Origin of the sequence: Acidovorax sp. LjRoot117, assembly GCF_964252695.1 — a bacterium.
In the GTDB taxonomy this organism is placed as follows: domain Bacteria; phylum Pseudomonadota; class Gammaproteobacteria; order Burkholderiales; family Burkholderiaceae_C; genus Acidovorax.
In genome coordinates, this window is record NZ_CAXUPO020000001.1 from 408,844 (window position 1) to 426,375 (window position 17,532).

A 17,532-nucleotide genomic window follows, 5' to 3' on the forward strand; every position below is an offset into this window, starting at 1 on the left:
GTCAACGCGCCCCATCCTGCCGTGACCGCCCGCCGGTCACGGCCCGCCCCGCCCGCTCAGGGGAACGAGCGGCGCGCAGGGAACTCGCCGTCCGACTCCCACAGGCCAGGCTGTGACCGGACCCGCACCGTCCAGCCCTGCTTGCCGTGGACATAACGGCGGTAGCTGGTCGTGAAATCCCCATCGCGCGGCTCGCTGCGGACCGCGAGCAACTGGTCTGCAGCCCCCACCCGCACCTTCTTCCACGCTGCCTTGCCCGTCTGGGCCAGCACGATGGGCTGCACCGTGCCGTCCGCGGCGCGGGCCTGCGCGTAGGCCAGGCGGTTGCCGTCCACCTGCACCGGCTTGGTCAGTGGCCCGCTGTAGCTGCCCGCCGGCGCCGTCAGGTCCACCGTCACGAGCACGGTGGGGGTGCGCACGCCGCGCAAAGCGGTACGGTCCAGCTTGGCCAGGGGTGCTTCCAGCGTCAGGCTGTCGAGCAATTCGCCTTGGCAACCTCGCAACTGCAACACAGCCGGCGCGCCGCTGGCTTCCTCGCCGCTGGCCCACAGACGGTCGCGTTCGCTCGGGGTGAACCGCTCGTCGAGCACCAGCCGGACGCGCTGGCAACCCACGGCGACCTGGTCTGCCGCGTGCGCCAGTGCGGGGACGGCGACAAGACAGGCGACAAGTGCCAGGCGCTTCATGAGCGTGGCACCTCGATACCCGCGATAACGCCTTCACTCGCTGCCACAGCCGGCATCAGCACGTCGATCTGCGAGTTGACGTCCTTGTCCAGGTCCACGCCCGCCTTCTCCAGCTCCCGCAGATACCGCTCGGTGTCGTTCTCGTTCGGCGGCGTGAGCTTGGCGATGGCATCGCGCACCTTCATGGTCCCGTACTTCTTGACATAGAGCGCGCGCTGCGCGGCATGGCCGTCGTCCATATTGGCAAACACCGCAAAAACGCCCACGGCACCAGAGACGTTGCCGATCTTGAGCGGCGAATCACGCAAATTGCCCGGATTGTTGGCGCGCCAGGCCAGCGAGCCGCCGACCTTGACCAAGGAGGCGTATGCCACGAACCGACGCCATTGCGCAGGCGTTTTTTCGGCCGCTTTGTTGACGGCAAGGATGGTGGATTGGCTCAGTGGCCCGCCGGCGATGATGGTGCCGGGGATGACAGCTACGACAGGTTTGACCATGTTGGATGGGTTATGAGGGCAGCCCGAAAAAGGACGTGGCAGTGTAGGTAACGGCGATGCACAGGCCTGTGACAATTTGTTCTGGTTGATAGGAAGGGCCGATGGCGTTCCCCTGCCGCTACACTCGCCGCCTCCGTTGAGAACAGGATCCTGCATATGCGGTTGGACAACGTCTTCTTGCGCCCGTTGGCGCTCCTGGTTTGCGCAAGCCTTGCCGCATGCGGCGGCACCGCGCCGACCCAGCCCGCAGCCACTGCGCAGGCCACATCCACCACCACCACGGCAGGCGCCCCCGCAGGAGGCCCCATCAAGGTCGGCATCGCGCTGGGCGGCGGCGCTGCCAAGGGCTTTGCGCATATCGGCGTGATCAAGATGCTGGAGGCCAACGGCTATGCGCCCGCCGTCGTCTCGGGCACCAGCGCAGGCGCCGTGGTGGGCGCGCTGTACGCCAGCGGCATGAATGCCTTTGACATGCAGGAAAAGGCCGTGGCGCTGGACGAGGCCAAGATCCGCGACCTGCAGTTGTCTTCCGGCGGGCTGGTGCTGGGTCAGAAGCTGGAGGACTATGTGAACGAACAGGTGGGCCGCAAGCCGCTCGAGCAGATGGCCAAGCCCTTCGTGGTGGTCTCCACCCGCCTGGAAGACGGCGAGCGCACGGTGTTCGCGCGCGGCAACACCGGGCAGGCCGTCCGTGCATCGAGCAGCGTGCCGGGCGTGTTCCAGCCCGTCACCATCGGCAAGTACCACTTCGTGGACGGCGGCATCGTGAGCCCCGTGCCGGTCGACGCCGCGCGCCAGCTGGGCGCCGACATCGTGATTGCGGTGGACATCTCCAACAAGGCCCGGGGCCAGACGCCGGGCAACATGCTCGGCGCACTGAACCAGTCGATTGCAATCATGGGCCAGAAGCTGGGCGAGGCCGAGCTGGCCCGCGCCGATGTCATCGTCCGCCCCAAGGTGCTGGACATCGGCCCCGCCGACTTCAGCCAGCGCGCCAGCGCCATCGTCGAAGGCGAGAAAGCCGCCCTGGCGGTGATGCCGCAGATCCGTGAGCGCATTGCCCAGCTGCAGGCAGAACGGGCGCGGGCTGCGCAGTTGGCGCAGCAGAAGGTACAAGACGCGGAGTACAAGGCCTGCCTGGACAACCGCTCGCGCCTGCAGCGGCTGGCAGGGATGGCGGGCATGGGCGAAGGGTGCCCGCTACCAACAGCCAGGTAAGCAGCGAAACCCTGCCAAGTGGGTGCTGCACGACACCCGTGATCGCGCCTTTGGCTGACACGCCTGCACCAGCAGCCCCATACGATGGTCTTTTCACAAAGGGGCCACCATGGCAAAAGCAATGCGGCGCGCAGCGCCTGGGCGGGTGCAGCTGAATCTGGCGCTGCAAGGTGGCGGCGCACAGGGTGCATTCACCTGGGGCGTGCTGGACCGCCTGCTGGAAGAAGAGGACATCGACATCGGTGCCATCAGCGGCAGCAGTGCCGGTGCGCTCAACGGTGCGGCGCTGGCCACCGGCATGGCGCGCGGCGGCCGGGCCGGTGCGCGGGAACATCTGGCCCTGCTGTGGGAGCAGGTGGCGCAGGCGGGCTCGCTGATGACCTTGCTCATGTGGCCCCTGCGCAAGCCCGGCATGGGCGTGTGGGATGACGCGCTGCCCATCCTCTCGCCCTGCCAGACCAACCCCATGGGCATGGCGCCGCTGCGCTTCATCCTGAACACCGTGGTGGACGAAGCCCTGCTGCGCGAGGCAGGCGCAGCGCCCAGGCTCTTTGTGAATGCACTGCACGTGCAAAGCGGTGCTGGCCGGGTGTTCGGCCCAGCGGACATGAGCATCGATGCCGTGCTGGCGTCTGCCTGCGCGCCGCTGTCTTACCAGCCGGTGGTGATCGACGGCGAGGCGTACTGGGACGGCAGCTACGCAGCCAACCCCTCGCTGTGGCCGCTGTACGAGGCCCGGCTGGACACCGACATCCTGCTGGTGGAGCTGACCCCGCTGCACCGCGCAGAGACCCCGCTGTCCGCCAAGAACATTCTGAACCGCATCAACGAAGTGGCGTCCGTCAGCGGGCTGGTGTCCGAGCTGCGGGCGCTGGAGGTCATCAACCGCAATGTGCCGGACGCCGACATCCGCATGCACGTGTTGAGCCTGCCCGACCAGCCCGCCGGGCTGCTGGGCACCGAGCCGTCCATCAAGCGCACCGTGGGGCGCGTGCTGTTCGAGATGCTGCGCCAGGACGGCCGGCGTGCCTGCGATGCGTGGCTGGCAGAGCACGGCGGGCAGCTGGGCGAACACTCCACGGTGGACGTGGCACAGCGCTATCTGCGGCCCCACACCCAGGACTGGCAGCAGCGCCAGCCACGGCAGCGGGACCTGGCCCTGTCCTGATCCCGCTTCGCGCGCAGGCCCACCCGCCGACTGGCTGTGTCGCCGGACCACCCCCCCTACCCCACAACGCCAGACGGCAGGTACTTCGTCGTGCGGGGCCGGCTGTGGCGCAAGGCCAATCCCGCGCTGCCTGAGGAGGTGCGGGCAGCACTCGTTGCGCAGCTGATGGATGCCCGACGCGCCCTGCGTGGCAAGCCCTCCGCGGCCCGGCGAGCCCAGGCGCGCGAGCAGATTGACGAAACAAAAAAAGCGCTCGGCGAACGCGGACCGGTGTGGTGGACAGACGGTGAGTCGGACTTCAATCGCAAGATGGTGAAGAACACGCCGTACCGGGAATGGTTCGACCTGCTCACCGGCTAAGACCGGGCCTACCGCCGGCTTGATTTCCAATGCAACCAATTCGAGCGCGATCAGGCGCGGCAACCCGGCGTGCCGCGCCCATCGGCGCGGAAAGTGTCTACCCCCCGATCCAGGGGCTGCGTCGCGCATGGTAGAAAGCCCGGTCGCAACCGCTGAACAGGACCTGCCATGCGCCATGCCGGCACCTCTCTCCCGCCCCATGTACTGGCCGCACTCGATGAAGGCCAGACCATCGAAGCCATCAAGCGCCTGCGCGCAGCCACGGGCCTGGGCCTCAAGGAGGCCAAGGACCTGATCGATGCGCACCAGCGCGGCGAAGAGCTTGCCACCACCGCGCGGGCCGCATCCCCAGCCCACGTGCCCGACGCGGTGCGCCAGGCCCTGGCCGAGGGCCACAAGATCGAGGCCATCCGCCTGCTGCGGGACCACGAAGGCCTGGGCCTGAAGGAGGCCAAGGAGCGAGTCGACGCGATCGAGCAGTCCATGGACGAGCCCGCGTCCATCGGCCTGGGTGCTGTGGCGCCCGGGCTGTCGCCGGGCCAGCAGCCCGCCGGCGGGGCGGGCAACTGGATCGTGGTGGCAGTGGTGCTGGTCATCACGGTGATGGCCTACTTCTGGATGCGCGGCGGGGGCTGAACCCGACCGGCTCTTGTTCGACCAGTTGTCCATGGCGCTGGACGCCACCAGCGACGCTCGAAACTGGCGCGGCCCAAGCCATTGCTCCCGCGCAAGGGCCGCTCCGCCGCGCTGGGGGCGACTCAGGGGGTGCTTCAGTACTTGTTGGAGAAATTGGCGCTGATCCGCTGGCGCAGGTACTCCGCGCCGGTGATGGACGGGTACTTCTTGGCGGGGCCTTCGATGACCGCGTCTTCGTTGGCCTGGCAGAAGAAGGCCAGGCTGTAGCGCGCGCCCTGGAATTCGTGCGGCAGGGGGTTGCGCACGCGGTGGAAGTTGCTGGGCAACTGGTCGTCGCTCCAGCGCATGAGCATGTCGCCGATGTTGCAGGTGATCACGCCCTCGGCCGGCTCCACGCTGGTCCACTGGCGGCCCTCGGCCTCCTTGCCGGGCAGCACCTGCAGGCCGCCCTGGCCGGGGCGCTGGAACAGCAGGGTGAGGCAGTCGAAATCGGTGTGGGCGCCGGCGCGCCACAGGCCCAGCTCGTCCTTGAGCGCCGGGTCCACCGCAAAGTAATGCAGCATGCGCAGCGTGCTCTGGTAGGTGGGCAGGTCGGGCTGGTGGGCGCGGGTGAAGAAGTCTGCATCGAAGCCCAGCTTGTAGGCAAAACACGAGAGCAGGCGCATGCCCACCTCCCAGCATTGGCGCTCGAATGCGAGCGTGGCGGCCTCAAAGCCAGGCAGCTCGGCTTCGGTGGGCCACAGGCCCGCCATGCGCGGGCGCGTGACCTGGTAGGACTCCTTCTGGTCCGGCGTGCGCGTGGAGGGACGGATCTGCGCCTTGTGCTCCCAGCCGGCGTTGCGCGACAGGGGCCACTGGGCCTTTGTGTCCTGCGGCTGGCCGAAGAAGGCTTCGGCGCGCGCGAAGGCGGCGCGGATGTCTTCGATGGGGATGCCGTGGTTCGTGACCTGGAAGAAGCCGATGTCGACCGATGCGGCCCACAGCTGCTCGGCGATCTCTTCCTTGCGCGCGTCGAAGTTCGATATGTCGATGCGGCGCACTTCGCGCGTGGAGGTCTCGCCGTCCATCGCGCCGCCCATGCGCGATTCTTTTTCGAGCTCGCCCAGCACGTCGGGCGCGACGGTGGGTTCATAGACGGACGGTGCCGCAGGGGTGGCAGTGCTGCTGCTGTGCATGGCGTGGTTTCCTCGTTGTATCAATGGCAAACAAGGCACACGGCACGCCGCAAAAATTGCTGAAGAAGCGGCGCGGCGCCATGTGGCTCTTGAAGGGAACAATGGCAACGGCCCGCAGCCTGCGCAGACCCTCAAAGGGCACGCGCACCGCGCACAAGCCGCCACCGGCTTCAAGAGCAATGACCCGCCAGCCGGCCCACGCAATGCGGATCTGCTGGTCTGAACGCTTCTACTCTCGGCGCTGAAGCAAGCAAGCTGCGGGCCAGCGGTAAAGCCCTGCACCTGCCCCGCGGCGCCCCTGCCCAGAACGCAGCCCGTCACCAAACCGGGGCGGGGCCGCACCAGGGCAGCGCGGTCCTGCTGCACCAGCGCATTGCGCCAGTTGCCCGAATCGCGCTGTGCGCCTCGCACCCACGGCAGATGGGGCCGCTCCAGCGCCTGCTCGGGGCAAAGCCTGCGCAGGCCATGCATCCGCACTGCGCGCTGCCGCGTGCCCACCACACCGGGCACGCATCCTGCATCAGCATTCCTTGAGTAGAAGCGTTCAGCGCTGCCACCCCTGTGCGATGGTGGCGCCCGGAAATTGCTCAGTTCGATCCGGTCCTGCGGCGGCATGCGCCTGCGGTCCGGGCACTCCACCGAACCTGGGCCACCACCATGATGCAACGCCGCCGCTTTCTCTCGACCACCCTCGCCTCTTCCATCGCCGCCACCCTGGGCACTCCTGCCGTGCACGCGCAGGGCTCGGTGACTCCGCTCAAGTTCACGCTGGACTTTCGCGTTACCAGCCAGACCTCGCCCTTCTTCCTGGCGCAAGCCAAGGGCTATTACAAGCAGGAAGGCCTGGACGTAATCATCGACGTGGGCGCGGGCTCGGTCGCCTCGATCACGCGCGTGGCCAGCGGCGCCTACGACATCGGCCTGGGCGACATCAGCTCGCTGGCCGAGTTCCACGCCCAGAACGCCGACACGCCGGTGCAGGCCATCTACCAGTACTACAACCGCGCGCCCTTCGTCATCATCGGCCGCAAGGACCGGGGCATCACCACCGACTTCCAGTCGCTCAAGGGCAAGAAGGTGGCGGCTGCCGCCGTGGAATCCACGCGCCGCAGCTGGCCCATGGTGGCCCGCGCGCTCAAGACACAGCCCGAGCTGTTCGACTGGGTCACCACGGACTTCAGTGCCCGCGACAACGTGGTGGTGCGCGGCGATGTGGATGCCGCCACCTATTTTCATGACTCGGCCGTGTCGCTGTTCGCGCGCCTGCCAGCCAAGGATCTGTCGGTGCTCGAATACAACAAGGCAGGCCTGAACCTGTATGGCAACGCCATCCTGGCCGGCAAGCTGCTGCAGGAAAAACCCGAGGCGGCCAAGGCGTTCCTGCGCGCCAGCAACCGCGCGCTGCGCGAGACGCTGGCCAACCCCGAGTCCGCGTTCGCCGCCATCAAGGCGCGCGAAGCCATCCTGAACATGGATGTGGAACGCGAGCGCTGGGCCATCACGCGCCAGTACCTGCAGACGGCGGAATCGCAGGCCGTGGGCCTGGGCGGCGTGCAGGGCGCCGTGCTGGCGCACCAGATCGAGGAGGTGGCGGCCGTGTTCAACCTGGCACGCAAGCCCGCGCCCGAGCGCGTGTTCAACCCCGCCTTCCTGCCCGCCCTGGCCGACCGCAAGGTGGTGGCATGAGCGCAGCCACCGAAGCCCTGCTGCAGCAGGAGGCCGCGCTGGACGAACGCGACGGCAAGTACCTGCGCCAGGCCATCGCGCTGGCCGACACCGCCCGTGCGCGCGGCAACCGGCCCTTCGGCGCCCTGATCGTGGGGGCTGACGGCCAGGTGCTGGCCGAGGCCTGGAACTCCACCGGCGAGAACGGCGACTGCACCGCGCATGCCGAGACCTCGGCCGTGCGCCTGGCCAGCCCCGTGCACGGCCGCGAGACCCTGGCCGGCGCCACGCTGTACTCGTCGGCCGAGCCCTGCGTGATGTGCGCGGGCGCCATCTACTGGGCCAACATCGGGCGCGTGGTCTACGGCATCGACGCGGTGCGCCTGCGCGTGTTCCGCGGCGAGCGGCTGGACCAGCGTGATGCCGAGCTGTTCTGCCGCGATGTATTCAACAGCTCGCCCCACCCCATCGCCTGCGTGGGGCCGGCGCTGATCGAGGAGTCGTCCACATCACACCGGGGCGCCTGGAAGGCGTGAGTGGCCCGATGGCACGCAGACATGTCACACATTGTTCATGGCATGCCAAATGCATAGCGAGGGCAACAGCAGCCACCCCCACAGACGGAGACACCCCATGCTTGCCCTGATGTCCGCAGCGCCCCGCCAGTTCGACGATCCTGCCGACATCGGCGCCACCGACGGAACCTACCTGCGCCAGGCCATCGCCTGGTCCTGCACGGCGCGGGCGCGCGGCAACCGGCCCTTTGGTGCGGTGGTGATCAGCGGCGAAGGCGACTTGCTGGCCGAGGCCTACTGCAACACCACCGAAACCGGCGACTGCACCGGCCACGCGGAGACCAATGCCGTGCGCCAGTTGAGCCCGCGCTTCGCGCGCGAGATGCTGGCCCGGGCCACGCTGTATTCGTCGGCCGAACCCTGCGTGATGTGCGCCGGCGCCATCTACTGGGCGGGCATCGGCCGCGTGGTGTTTGGCATCGACGCGGAGCGTCTGCGGGAGTTCCGCGGCGAGCGGCCCGATCAGCGCGATGCCGAGCTCTCGTGCCGCGACGTGTTCGCCGCATCGCCCCATGCCATCGAATGCATCGGCCCCGCGCTCATCGAAGAGGCCAGTGCGCCGCATGTGGGCTTCTGGAAATCGTGAGCAGCGAGAATCGGCACCCATGCCGTCCAAAGCCGCCACCATGACCGAACCCGAAGCCGAGAGCAGCAATGTCTCCAGCGCCCTGCTCAGCCGCTCCAAGCAGGGGCGCGAGCGCATCCTGGGCGCGATCCGCGAGGCGGCCATTGCCGAGTTCAGCCGCCATGGCTTCAAGGGCGCTTCCACCAAGGCCATTGCCGAGCGCGCAGGCCTGACCAAGCCGCAGCTGCACTACTACATCGCCAGCAAGGAAGAGCTGTACGAGGAGCTGCTGTACTCGGTGCTCAACGGCTGGTCTGGCGCCTTCCAGTTCGACAGCCAGAGCGACGACCCCAAGAAGGTGCTGAGCACCTACGTGCGCAAGAAGCTCGACTACGCGCTGGACAACCCGGGCCTGTCGCGCATCTTCACCACCGAGGTGCTGGGCGGTGGGCGCAACCTGGGCCGGTACTGGCCCGTGGCCGTGAAGTCCACCCAGCAGAAGGTGGACCTGATCGACCGCTGGATCGCCGAGGGCCGCATGCGCCCGCTGGACGCGCGCCTCTTGCTCATGCAGATCTGGGGCATGACCCAGCACTACGCCGACTACGGCGTGCAGGTGCACATCATGCTGGGCCTGGCGCCCGAAGAGACGATCGACCGCGAGCCCATCGTGCGCGAGCTCACCAACTTTGTGCTGCTGGGCTGTGGCCTGGCACCGGATTGCGCACCAGAGTGAACAGGTCTGCACGCTGGCGGGCGTAGCGGCCGCGCCAGCGCGGCGCGTTGACCCGGGGCCCACACGCAACGGCCCGAAAGCCTGTTGGCACAGCACTTGCAATAGTTTGACCAATCGATCAAATCAAGTGGTCAAACATGCAAACCCCAGCCATGGCAGCGCCGCTGCCCGCCACGGAACCGGCTTCCTTTGAACTCGTGCTTGCGCGCAGCCAGATGCGGCTGCCCGTGGAGCCCGGCGAAAGCATGGCCGATGTGCTGCAGCTCGCCGGCATCGCCATCGACACGCTGTGCGAGCAGGGTGTGTGCGGCACCTGCGCCACGCGCTGGCTGGCCGGGGCACCCGACCACCGCGACAGCTGCCTGACCCCTGAAGAGCAGGCCACCCATGTGGCCGTGTGCTGCGCACGCAGCCACGGGCCCACGCTCACGCTCGATCTTTGAAGAAGGAGCCCGCCATGCGCATCCTCGTGATCTATTGCCACCCGGTGGAGACCAGCTACAACGCGGCCCTGCATGCCGAGGTGGTGCAACAGCTGCGCGGCGCGGGCCACGAGGTGGACGACTGCGACCTGTATGCCGAGGGCTTCAACCCCGTGCTCAGCCGCGAGGAGCGGCTGGGCTACCACGAGGTGCCGAGCAACCGCCTGCCCGTGCAGGGCTATGTGGACAGGCTGCTCTGGGCCCAGGCGGTGGTGTTCTGCTTTCCCACCTGGTGCTTCGGCATGCCGGCCATGCTCAAGGGCTTTTTCGACCGGGTGCTGATGCCCGGGGTGGCCTTCGACATCAGCGATCCGCAGAACGTCAAGCCCTCGCTCACGCACATCCAGCGCATCTCGGCCGTGGTGACCTACGGCCGCCCGCGCTGGACGGCGCTGCTCATGGGCGACCCGCCGCGCAAGTCCGTCACGCGCTACATGCGCCTGCTGACCGGTGGCAAGGCGCGCGTGGACTACCACGCCTACTACCACATGAACGTGGCCACGCCGCCGCGGCTCGAGGCCTTCAAGGCCCGCGTAGGCCAGGCCATGGCGCGCTTCGCATAAGGGCCCCGTCGCATGCATGCATCCAACACCCCCGACCACCTGCTGCGCGCCCGGCTGCCGCGCTGGCTGCTGCCACGCCAGTGGCCCACCCAGGGCAGCCAGCCCGCGCTGGCCGATGTGCACCTGGTGCAGGGCCGCGTCGCATCCATAGCGCCGCACAGCCCTGCGCAGCCTGCCCCCGCAGGCGCCACCTGGGATCTGGCCGGCGCCCTGGTGCTGCCCGGCCTGGTGGATGCGCACACCCACCTGGACAAGGCCTTCACCCTGCCGCGCATGGGCACCGTCAAGCCCGGCCTGCTGGGCGCCATCGAGGCCATGATGGTCGACCGCCAGGGCTGGACCGAGGCCGACATCCGCGCCCGCGCCAGCCGCGCCCTGCAATGGGCGTACGAGGCGGGCACGGTGCACCTGCGCACCCACTGCGATTGGTGGGAGCCCGATGCACCACCGCTCGCCTGGAACGTGCTGCGCGCGCTGGCGCAGGAATGGGCCGGCCGCATCACGCTCGAACGCGTAGCCCTGATCCCCCTGCACCTGTACACCGAGCGCGCCACCGCCCTGCGGCTGGCCGCCACCGTGGCCGACAGCGGCCCGGGCGCGCTGCTGGGCGGCTTCGTGCATTCCACCAACTGGGATGCACAGGCCCTGCGCCACCTGTTCGAGGCTGCGCAGCACCATGGCCTGAACGTGGACCTGCATGTGGACGAGGAACTGCACCCCGGCGCGCTGGGCCTGGCCACCACCGCCGCGCTGCTCCAGGAATTGCGCTTCGAAGGCCACGTGGTCTGCGGCCACACCTGCGCCCTGGCCGCCCAGGACGAGGCCACCGCCCTGGCCACGCTGGACGCGGTGGCGCAAAGCCCGATCACCCTGGTCACGCTGCCCATCACCAACCTGCTGCTGCAGGACGCGGTGACCGGCCGCACACCGCGCCAGCGCGGCATCACCCTCGTCAAGGAGGCGCGTGCGCGCGGCATCCCGGTGCTGGTCGCCAGCGACAACGTGCAGGACCCGTTCTGCCCCGTGGGCAGCTTCGACCCGCTGGAGGCCCTGGCCACCGGCGTGCTGGCCGCGCAGCTCGATGCGCCGTTCGACCGCTGGTCCGAGGCGCTGTGCCGCAGCGACTGGCTGCGCCGCGGGCCCGAGGCCCTGCCCCTGCAGCCCGGCATGCCCGCCGACTTGATCGTTTTTCAGCAGGCCGATGGCTGGGGCTTTCCGTCGCGCACGCAGCAGCGCGTGGTGCTGCGCCAGGGCTGCGTCGCCGGTGGCCATGCCAGCGCGGCGTGGCATGTGGCGGGTACAACGCCGTCCCCTTCCCCCATCCCTGCACGGAGCCTTGCATGACCGCACCCACCACCCCGGGCATCGCCCAGCCCCTGGCCCGCTACGCCGCCTGGCGCCGCGCGGGCGACCTGGTGTTCCTGTCCGGAATCATTGCCGTGGACCCTGCGGCCAGCCGCATCGTGCGCGGCTATGCCGACATCCCCGACGAGGCGGCCACGCTGATCGGCCGCACTGGCGAGTTCAGCAGCGACATCAAGGAGGGGCCCATCCTGGCGCAGAGCTGGTACGTGCTCGACCGCATCCGCCAGACCGTCGAGGCAGCGGGCGGCCAGATGTCCGACGTGTTCAAGCTGGTGCAGTACTTCAAGCACCTGGACCACTTTCCCCAGTACAGCCGCGTGCGCAAGCTGTTCTTCCCGGGCGAGTCGCCGGCCTCCACCGTGGTGGAGGTCACCGGCATGCTGCCCACGGCCGACATCCTGGTCGAGGTCGAAGCGACTGCCTACCTCCCCTTGCGCTGACCTCCACATCCTCCTTCACGAAAGACCCGCCCCATGCTGCACGGCTACACCCCGCCCCACCGCTACCTGCCCTACCTGAGCTGGACCGAGATCGCCGACCTGCCGGACAAGGAGAACACCGTGATCGTGCTGCCCACGGGCGCCACCGAACAGCACGGCCCGCACCTGCCCTGTGCGGTGGACACGGTCATCAGTGCGGGCGTGGTCGGCCATGCCATGGCCCGCCTGCCGGCCGAGGTGCCGGCCTTTGCCATGGCACCCATCACCTACGGAAAGTCCGAGGAGCACCTGCACTTTCCCGGCACGGTCACCTTGAGCGGCGAGACCCTGCTGGCCACGATGAACGAGGTGGGCGAGTCGGTCTACCGCGCGGGGTTTCGCAAGCTGCTGTTCGTCAACGGCCACGGCGGCCAGCCGCAGGTGATGGAGATGTGTGCGCGCGAACTGCGCCTGCGCCATGGCGACTTCATCGTGGTCCCGAGCTTCACCTGGCGCGTGCCGCATGTGGCGGGCAAGTACCTGTCCGAACAGGAGAAGAAGCTGGCCATGCACGCCGGCCATGCCGAGACGGCGCTGATGCTGGCCCTGGCGCCCGACACCGTGCACATGGAGCGCGCGGTGGTGAACTACCCGCCTGCCTTCCCGTCGCCCCTGCTCTCGCCCGATGGCCGCCCGGCCTGCGCCTGGACCGCGCGCGACTTCGGTCCCAGCGGCATCATCGGCGACCCGCTGCCGGCCACGGCCGAGCAGGGCCACGCCATCCTCGATTCGCTGGCCGTGAGCTGGGCCGCCGCCATCACCGAGCTGCACCAGTTGCGCTGGGCCCCGCGCGCCGAAGCCACCTGGGGCCGCGCCCACCACACGGGGCATGTGGAGCACGCATCCGCCCTGGCTTGAAACCTGCGAACCCAGCCGCATCCCGCCTCCCTTTTCGTCCCTTTTCATCCCTTTTCGTCCCTGTTCCCCCTCCACCCCCCTACCGGAGCACTGCCATGATGAAGAACACCGCCTCCCGCCTTTCCCGACTTGGTGCAGCCGCGCTGCTCGCTGCGGGTGCCGCCGGCACCCTGCCGGCCCACGCGCAGGAAAAGTTCACCTACATGACCAACTGGTACGCGCAGGCCGAGCACGGCGGCTTCTACCAGGCGGTGGCCACGGGCCTGTACAAGAAGCACGGCCTGGATGTGACCATCAAGATGGGTGGCCCGCAGGTCAACATCGTGCAGATGATGGCGGCCGGACAGGCCGAGTGCGTGATGGGGTCGAGCGACCTGCAGATGATCCAGATGCGCGAGGGCGGCGTGCCCGTGACCACCGTGGCGGCCGTCTTCCAAAAGGACCCGCAGGTGCTGATCGCGCACGACGACGTGAAGAAGTTCGAGGACCTCAAGGGCAAGACCATCCTGATCGGCTCGTCCGCCCAGCGCGGCTACTGGCCCTGGCTCAAGGCCAAGTACGGCTTCAGCGACTCGCAGACGCGGCCCTACACCTTCAACATCCAGCCTTTCGTGGCCGACAAGAACACCGCCCAGCAGGGCTACCTGACGTCGGAACCGTTCGCCATCGCCAAGGCTGGCGTGAAGGCCAACACGCTGATGTTCAGCGACCAGGGCTACCCCGCCTACGCCACCACGGTGAGCTGCATGGACAAGACCGTGAAGGAGCGCGGCACCGCCGTCGCCTCGTTCGTGAAGGCCACCATGGAAGGCTGGAAAAGCTACCTGGCCGACCCCGCCCCGGCCAATGCGCTGATCAAGAAGGACAACCCGAACATGACCGACGAACAGCTGGCCTACAGCGTGGCCAAGCTCAAGGAGATGGGCATGGTCACGGGCGGCGACGCAGCCACCATGGGCATCGGCGTGATGACCGATGCGCGCGCCAAGGCGAGCTACGACTTCCTGGTGGAAGCCAAGCTCATCGACCCGTCCAAGGTGAAGCTGGCCGATACCTACAGCACTGCCTTCGTCAAGGACCTCAAGGTATTGCCTTGATCCCCCCTGAGTCGCTTCGCGCCTTCCCCCAAGGGGGACAACGCCCTCGCTGCGGGGCGGCCCTTGCTCGGCGTTCGCCGGCTCGGGCCGCGCCAGTTTCCAGCAGTTGGGGCCAGGCGCAACGCCCGCTCTCGCCGTCGCCCACATCCTCGCCCTGACACAGCGGCCAGCCTTCACCGCCGCATCCATCTAAAGGCCACTCCATGCAGTCCGCTGAGCCCACACCCGCCGACCCGGCTACGACCCACCGCGCCACGCCTGCCGTGCAGGTGCTGTCGGCCGAGAAGACCTATCCCAACGGCACGCAGGCCCTGCTGCCGGTGGACCTGACCATCGAGGAGGGAGAGTTCGTCACCCTGCTCGGCCCCTCGGGCTGCGGCAAGAGCACGCTGCTGAAGATGGTGGCCGGACTGCTGGAGCCCACCGACGGCCGGCTGCAACTGTGGCACAAGCCGGTGGCGCAGCTCGACGAGAGCGGCAAGAAGATGGCCTTCGTCTTCCAGTCGCCCACGCTCATGCCCTGGGCCAGCGTGCAGACCAATGTGCGCCTGCCGCTGGACCTGGCCGGCGTGCCGCGCCCCGAGGCCGATGGCCGCGTGGCCGAGGCCCTGGCCCTGGTGGGTTTGTCGAAGTTTGCCAATGCGCTGCCGCGCGCCCTGTCGGGCGGCATGCAGATGCGCGTGTCGATTGCGCGCGGCCTGGTGACCCAGCCTGACCTGTTGCTGATGGACGAGCCCTTCGGCGCGCTCGACGAGATCACTCGCCACAAGCTGGACGCCGACCTGCTGGACCTGTGGCGCAAGAAGAAGCTCACGGTGATCTTCGTGACGCACTCGATCCACGAGGCGGTGTTCCTGTCGAGCCGCGTGGTGATGATGGCTGCGCGCCCCGGCCGCGTGGTGGAGGAGTTCCGCATCGACGCGCCCTACCCCCGAACGGCGGACTTCATGGTCTCGCCCGAATTCAGCCGCTACGCCAAGCAGTTGCAGGACAGCCTGCTGCGCGCCAGCGCTGACACCGAGGAGACCGCAGCATGAGCACCCCTTACCCTACTGCACCTGCAGCGCCCGCACCTGCAGAGCGCAGCGCGCAACCCGCCCGAGCCAAGGCGCCCAGGCCCGTCGCAGCGCGCGTTCCCCTCATGGCCCAACCGCGCGTGCAGCGCGTGGTCTACCCGCTGCTCGTGGGCCTGGTGCTCATCGCACTGTGGCAGGGCCTGGTCACGGCCATGGAGCTGCCGCCTTACCTGGTGCCCTCGCCCCTGCTCATGCTCAAGACGCTGTTGACCGACTGGGCGGCCCTGGGCGGCTCGCTCTGGGTCACCGTCAAGATCACCGTGCTGGCGTTTGCCGTGGCCACGGTGGCGGGGGTGCTGATCTCGTTCCTGTTCGTGCAGAGCAAGCGCATCGAGACGGCCCTCTTCCCGTACGCCGTGCTGCTGCAGGTCACGCCCATCGTGGCGGTGGCGCCGCTCATCATCATCTGGGTGAAGGACCCGACGGCATCGATGGTGATCTGCGCCGCGCTGGTGGCGCTGTTCCCCATCATCAGCAACACCACGCTGGGCCTGCGCAGCGTGGAGCCGGACCTGCAAAGCTACTTCCAGCTCAACCGCGCCACGCGCATGCAGACCCTGCTGCGCCTGCGCATACCGAGCGCGCTGCCCTATTTCTTTGGCGGCCTGCGCATCTCCAGCGGGCTGGCCCTGATCGGCGCCGTGGTGGCAGAGTTCGTGGCAGGCACCGGTGGCCAGGGCGCCGGGCTGGCGTACCAGATCCTGCAAGCGGGCTTTCAGCTCAACATACCGCGCATGTTCGCCGCGCTGCTGCTGATCTCGCTGACCGGCGTGGCGCTGTTCGCGCTGATGGCCTGGGGCACCAGGGTCGCGCTGGGCAGTTGGCACGCCAGCGAAAACTCCCACGACTGATCCCACTACCCACCCGGATCTCACCCTTTTTTTGACACCGCGCGTGCGTGGTGGGGGCCGCGCTTTGCCCACCACACACGACACACCGCCCGCCGCACCGACAGGAGAGACAGACATGACCAACATCACTACCGCCCACCAACTGCCCGAACAACTGCCCGGCCTGGACTGGATTGCCGATCCGCTGCGCGTGGGCCGCCTGTCGCAGGACTTCGCCTGGTTCAGCCCGGTGCTCAAGCGCGAGCTGGCCGGCAAGCGCGGCGACGTGGCCGTGCGCCCGCGCACCGAGGACGAGATCCGCCAGGTGGTGGCCGCCTGCGCACGCGCGCACATCCCCATCACCGTGCGCGGCAGCGGCACCGGCAACTACGGGCAGAGCACGCCGCTGCATGGCGGTGTGATCCTGGACCTGTCGGGCTACAACGGCTTTGGCTGGGTGCGCGGCGGCGTGGGCCGGGCGCAGGCGGGCATCCGCCTGTCGGACTTCGACGCGCAGGCCAAGCCCCTGGGACAGGAGCTGCGCTGGCTGCCGTCCACCTACCGCAGCGCCACGCTGGGCGGGCTGTTCGGCGGCGGCTTCGGGGGGGCCGGCTCCATCAACCACGGCCCGCTGGCCGCGCCCGGCAACGTGCTGGCGGTGCGCGCGATGACGGTGGAGCCCGAGCCCCAGGTCATCGAGCTGCGCGGCCCCGAGGCCATGCTGCTGCACCACACCTACGGCACCAACGGCATCGTGCTGGAGCTCGAAGTGGCGCTGACACCCGCCGTGGCGTGGACGGAATGCATCGTCACCTTCACCGACTTCGATGCCGCACTCGACTTTGCGGACCGCTTCGGCGCCGCGCCGGGGCTGGAGAAGAAGGAGGTGTGCTTTCTGGCAGCGCCCATCCCCGCCTACTTCACCAGCCTGGCCGAGCACCTGCCTGCGGGCTGCCATGCGGTGATGCTGCTGGTGGCCCCGCACTCCGAAGACGGCATGCGCGACATGGCCGCCCGATACGGCGGCACCGTGAGCTACCGTAAGACGGCCGACGAGGTGGAAAAGAGCCACAAGACCCTGCTGGAATACACCTGGAACCACACCACCCTGCACGCGCTGAAGGTGGACAAGACACTCACCTATATCCAGAGCGGCTTTACCCCCGCCACCCGGCTGGAGCAGGTGAAGGCGCTGGACAAGGCCCTGGGCGGCGAGGTGATGATGCACCTGGAGTTCCTGCGCACCAAGGAAGGCGCCTTCAACTGCAGCGGGCTGCAGCTCATCCGCTACAGCACCGAAGAGCGCCTGAACCAGATCATGCAGATCTACCGCGACCACGGCGTGCAGATCAACAACCCGCACGTCTACATCGTGGAGGACGGCAAGCAGAACAACCTGGACCCGGCGGTGGTGGGCACCAAACAGCGCTTCGACCCGCAGGGCCTGCTCAACCCCGGCAAGCTGCGCAGCTGGGTGCCGCCTGTCGCAAAAGCTGCGTGA

The 17,532-nt window shown here is 68.4% G+C and carries 21 protein-coding genes; 18 read left to right on the plus strand and 3 right to left on the minus strand.

The genetic code is table 11. The annotated features are described in order from the left end of the window. Positions 1-56: 56 nt before the first annotated feature. On the minus strand, positions 57-686 hold the full coding sequence (locus tag ACSQ3D_RS01820) for a hypothetical protein (RefSeq protein ID WP_436125731.1): 630 nt from the start codon (positions 684-686) through the stop codon (positions 57-59). Continuing rightward, on the minus strand, positions 683-1,183 hold the full coding sequence (locus ACSQ3D_RS01825; protein ID WP_056161514.1) for a hypothetical protein: 501 nt from the start codon (positions 1,181-1,183) through the stop codon (positions 683-685). The genes ACSQ3D_RS01820 and ACSQ3D_RS01825 overlap by 4 nt, the downstream gene beginning before the upstream one ends. Positions 1,184-1,339: 156 nt before the next feature. Between ACSQ3D_RS01825 and ACSQ3D_RS01830 the strand changes: the two genes are divergently transcribed. The 4 genes from ACSQ3D_RS01830 (at position 1,340) to ACSQ3D_RS01845 (ending at position 4,565) form a co-directional block, all read left to right on the plus strand. Continuing rightward, positions 1,340-2,401 (plus strand): patatin-like phospholipase family protein, encoded by a 1,062-nt coding sequence (locus ACSQ3D_RS01830; RefSeq protein ID WP_436125732.1) that lies wholly within the window; start codon positions 1,340-1,342, stop codon positions 2,399-2,401. Positions 2,402-2,510: 109 nt separating this feature from the next. Further along, positions 2,511-3,569, plus strand: a complete 1,059-nt coding sequence (locus tag ACSQ3D_RS01835) for a patatin-like phospholipase family protein (protein WP_082485911.1) — start codon at positions 2,511-2,513, stop codon at positions 3,567-3,569. 90 nt (positions 3,570-3,659) lie between these two features. Then, entirely contained in the window at positions 3,660-3,929 is a 270-nt protein-coding gene (locus tag ACSQ3D_RS01840) for a hypothetical protein (protein ID WP_436125733.1), read from the plus strand. Between the two features lie 168 nt (positions 3,930-4,097). Next, entirely contained in the window at positions 4,098-4,565 is a 468-nt protein-coding gene (locus tag ACSQ3D_RS01845; protein ID WP_056161507.1) for a ribosomal protein L7/L12, read from the plus strand. Positions 4,566-4,699: 134 nt separating this feature from the next. On the opposite strand, the gene ACSQ3D_RS01850 is transcribed toward ACSQ3D_RS01845, so the two are convergent. Beyond that, the gene (locus ACSQ3D_RS01850) at positions 4,700-5,644 is read right to left on the minus strand and encodes an isopenicillin N synthase family dioxygenase (protein WP_436126165.1); all 945 of its coding nucleotides are present in this window, start codon (positions 5,642-5,644) and stop codon (positions 4,700-4,702) included. A gap of 94 nt (positions 5,645-5,738) precedes the next feature. Here ACSQ3D_RS01850 and ACSQ3D_RS01855 point away from each other — a divergent pair, with 94 nt between their 5' ends. From ACSQ3D_RS01855 to ACSQ3D_RS01920, 14 genes are all read left to right on the plus strand, one after another. Beyond that, positions 5,739-5,963 carry a hypothetical protein gene (locus tag ACSQ3D_RS01855; protein ID WP_436125734.1) on the plus strand — a complete coding sequence of 75 codons (225 nt, stop codon included), beginning with the start codon at positions 5,739-5,741 and terminating at the stop codon, positions 5,961-5,963. Positions 5,964-6,400: 437 nt separating this feature from the next. Beyond that, the gene (locus ACSQ3D_RS01860) at positions 6,401-7,426 is read left to right on the plus strand and encodes an ABC transporter substrate-binding protein (RefSeq protein ID WP_436126166.1); all 1,026 of its coding nucleotides are present in this window, start codon (positions 6,401-6,403) and stop codon (positions 7,424-7,426) included. Further along, positions 7,423-7,941 carry a nucleoside deaminase gene (locus ACSQ3D_RS01865; protein ID WP_436125735.1) on the plus strand — a complete coding sequence of 173 codons (519 nt, stop codon included), beginning with the start codon at positions 7,423-7,425 and terminating at the stop codon, positions 7,939-7,941. The genes ACSQ3D_RS01860 and ACSQ3D_RS01865 overlap by 4 nt, the downstream gene beginning before the upstream one ends. Before the next feature lie 109 nt (positions 7,942-8,050). After that, positions 8,051-8,566, plus strand: coding sequence for a nucleoside deaminase (locus tag ACSQ3D_RS01870; protein ID WP_056416361.1), 516 nt, complete (start codon positions 8,051-8,053; stop codon positions 8,564-8,566). Positions 8,567-8,606: 40 nt separating this feature from the next. After that, entirely contained in the window at positions 8,607-9,281 is a 675-nt protein-coding gene (locus ACSQ3D_RS01875; RefSeq protein WP_056416358.1) for a TetR family transcriptional regulator C-terminal domain-containing protein, read from the plus strand. A 137-nt stretch (positions 9,282-9,418) separates the two neighbouring features. After that, positions 9,419-9,724: a 2Fe-2S iron-sulfur cluster-binding protein gene (locus tag ACSQ3D_RS01880; RefSeq protein WP_082485910.1), complete on the plus strand. Its 306-nt coding sequence runs from the start codon at positions 9,419-9,421 to the stop codon at positions 9,722-9,724. Positions 9,725-9,738: 14 nt separating this feature from the next. Continuing rightward, a complete protein-coding gene (locus ACSQ3D_RS01885; protein WP_056416356.1) occupies positions 9,739-10,326 on the plus strand; it encodes an NAD(P)H-dependent oxidoreductase in 588 nt (195 codons plus the stop codon). A 12-nt stretch (positions 10,327-10,338) separates the two neighbouring features. Then, complete coding sequence (locus ACSQ3D_RS01890; protein WP_436125736.1) at positions 10,339-11,670, plus strand: amidohydrolase family protein; 1,332 nt, start codon at positions 10,339-10,341, stop codon at positions 11,668-11,670. Continuing rightward, the gene (locus ACSQ3D_RS01895) at positions 11,667-12,131 is read left to right on the plus strand and encodes a RidA family protein (RefSeq protein ID WP_436125737.1); all 465 of its coding nucleotides are present in this window, start codon (positions 11,667-11,669) and stop codon (positions 12,129-12,131) included. Before ACSQ3D_RS01890 ends, ACSQ3D_RS01895 begins: the two co-directional genes overlap by 4 nt. 33 nt (positions 12,132-12,164) lie before the next feature. Then, a complete protein-coding gene (locus ACSQ3D_RS01900) occupies positions 12,165-13,028 on the plus strand; it encodes a creatininase family protein (protein ID WP_056415800.1) in 864 nt (287 codons plus the stop codon). Between the two features lie 98 nt (positions 13,029-13,126). Then, complete coding sequence (locus tag ACSQ3D_RS01905; RefSeq protein WP_436126167.1) at positions 13,127-14,125, plus strand: ABC transporter substrate-binding protein; 999 nt, start codon at positions 13,127-13,129, stop codon at positions 14,123-14,125. 203 nt (positions 14,126-14,328) lie between these two features. Continuing rightward, positions 14,329-15,162 (plus strand): ABC transporter ATP-binding protein, encoded by an 834-nt coding sequence (locus ACSQ3D_RS01910; protein WP_056415798.1) that lies wholly within the window; start codon positions 14,329-14,331, stop codon positions 15,160-15,162. Then, a complete protein-coding gene (locus tag ACSQ3D_RS01915; RefSeq protein WP_436125738.1) occupies positions 15,159-16,052 on the plus strand; it encodes an ABC transporter permease in 894 nt (297 codons plus the stop codon). The genes ACSQ3D_RS01910 and ACSQ3D_RS01915 overlap by 4 nt, the downstream gene beginning before the upstream one ends. 115 nt (positions 16,053-16,167) lie before the next feature. Beyond that, positions 16,168-17,532, plus strand: coding sequence for an FAD-binding oxidoreductase (locus tag ACSQ3D_RS01920; RefSeq protein WP_436125739.1), 1,365 nt, complete (start codon positions 16,168-16,170; stop codon positions 17,530-17,532).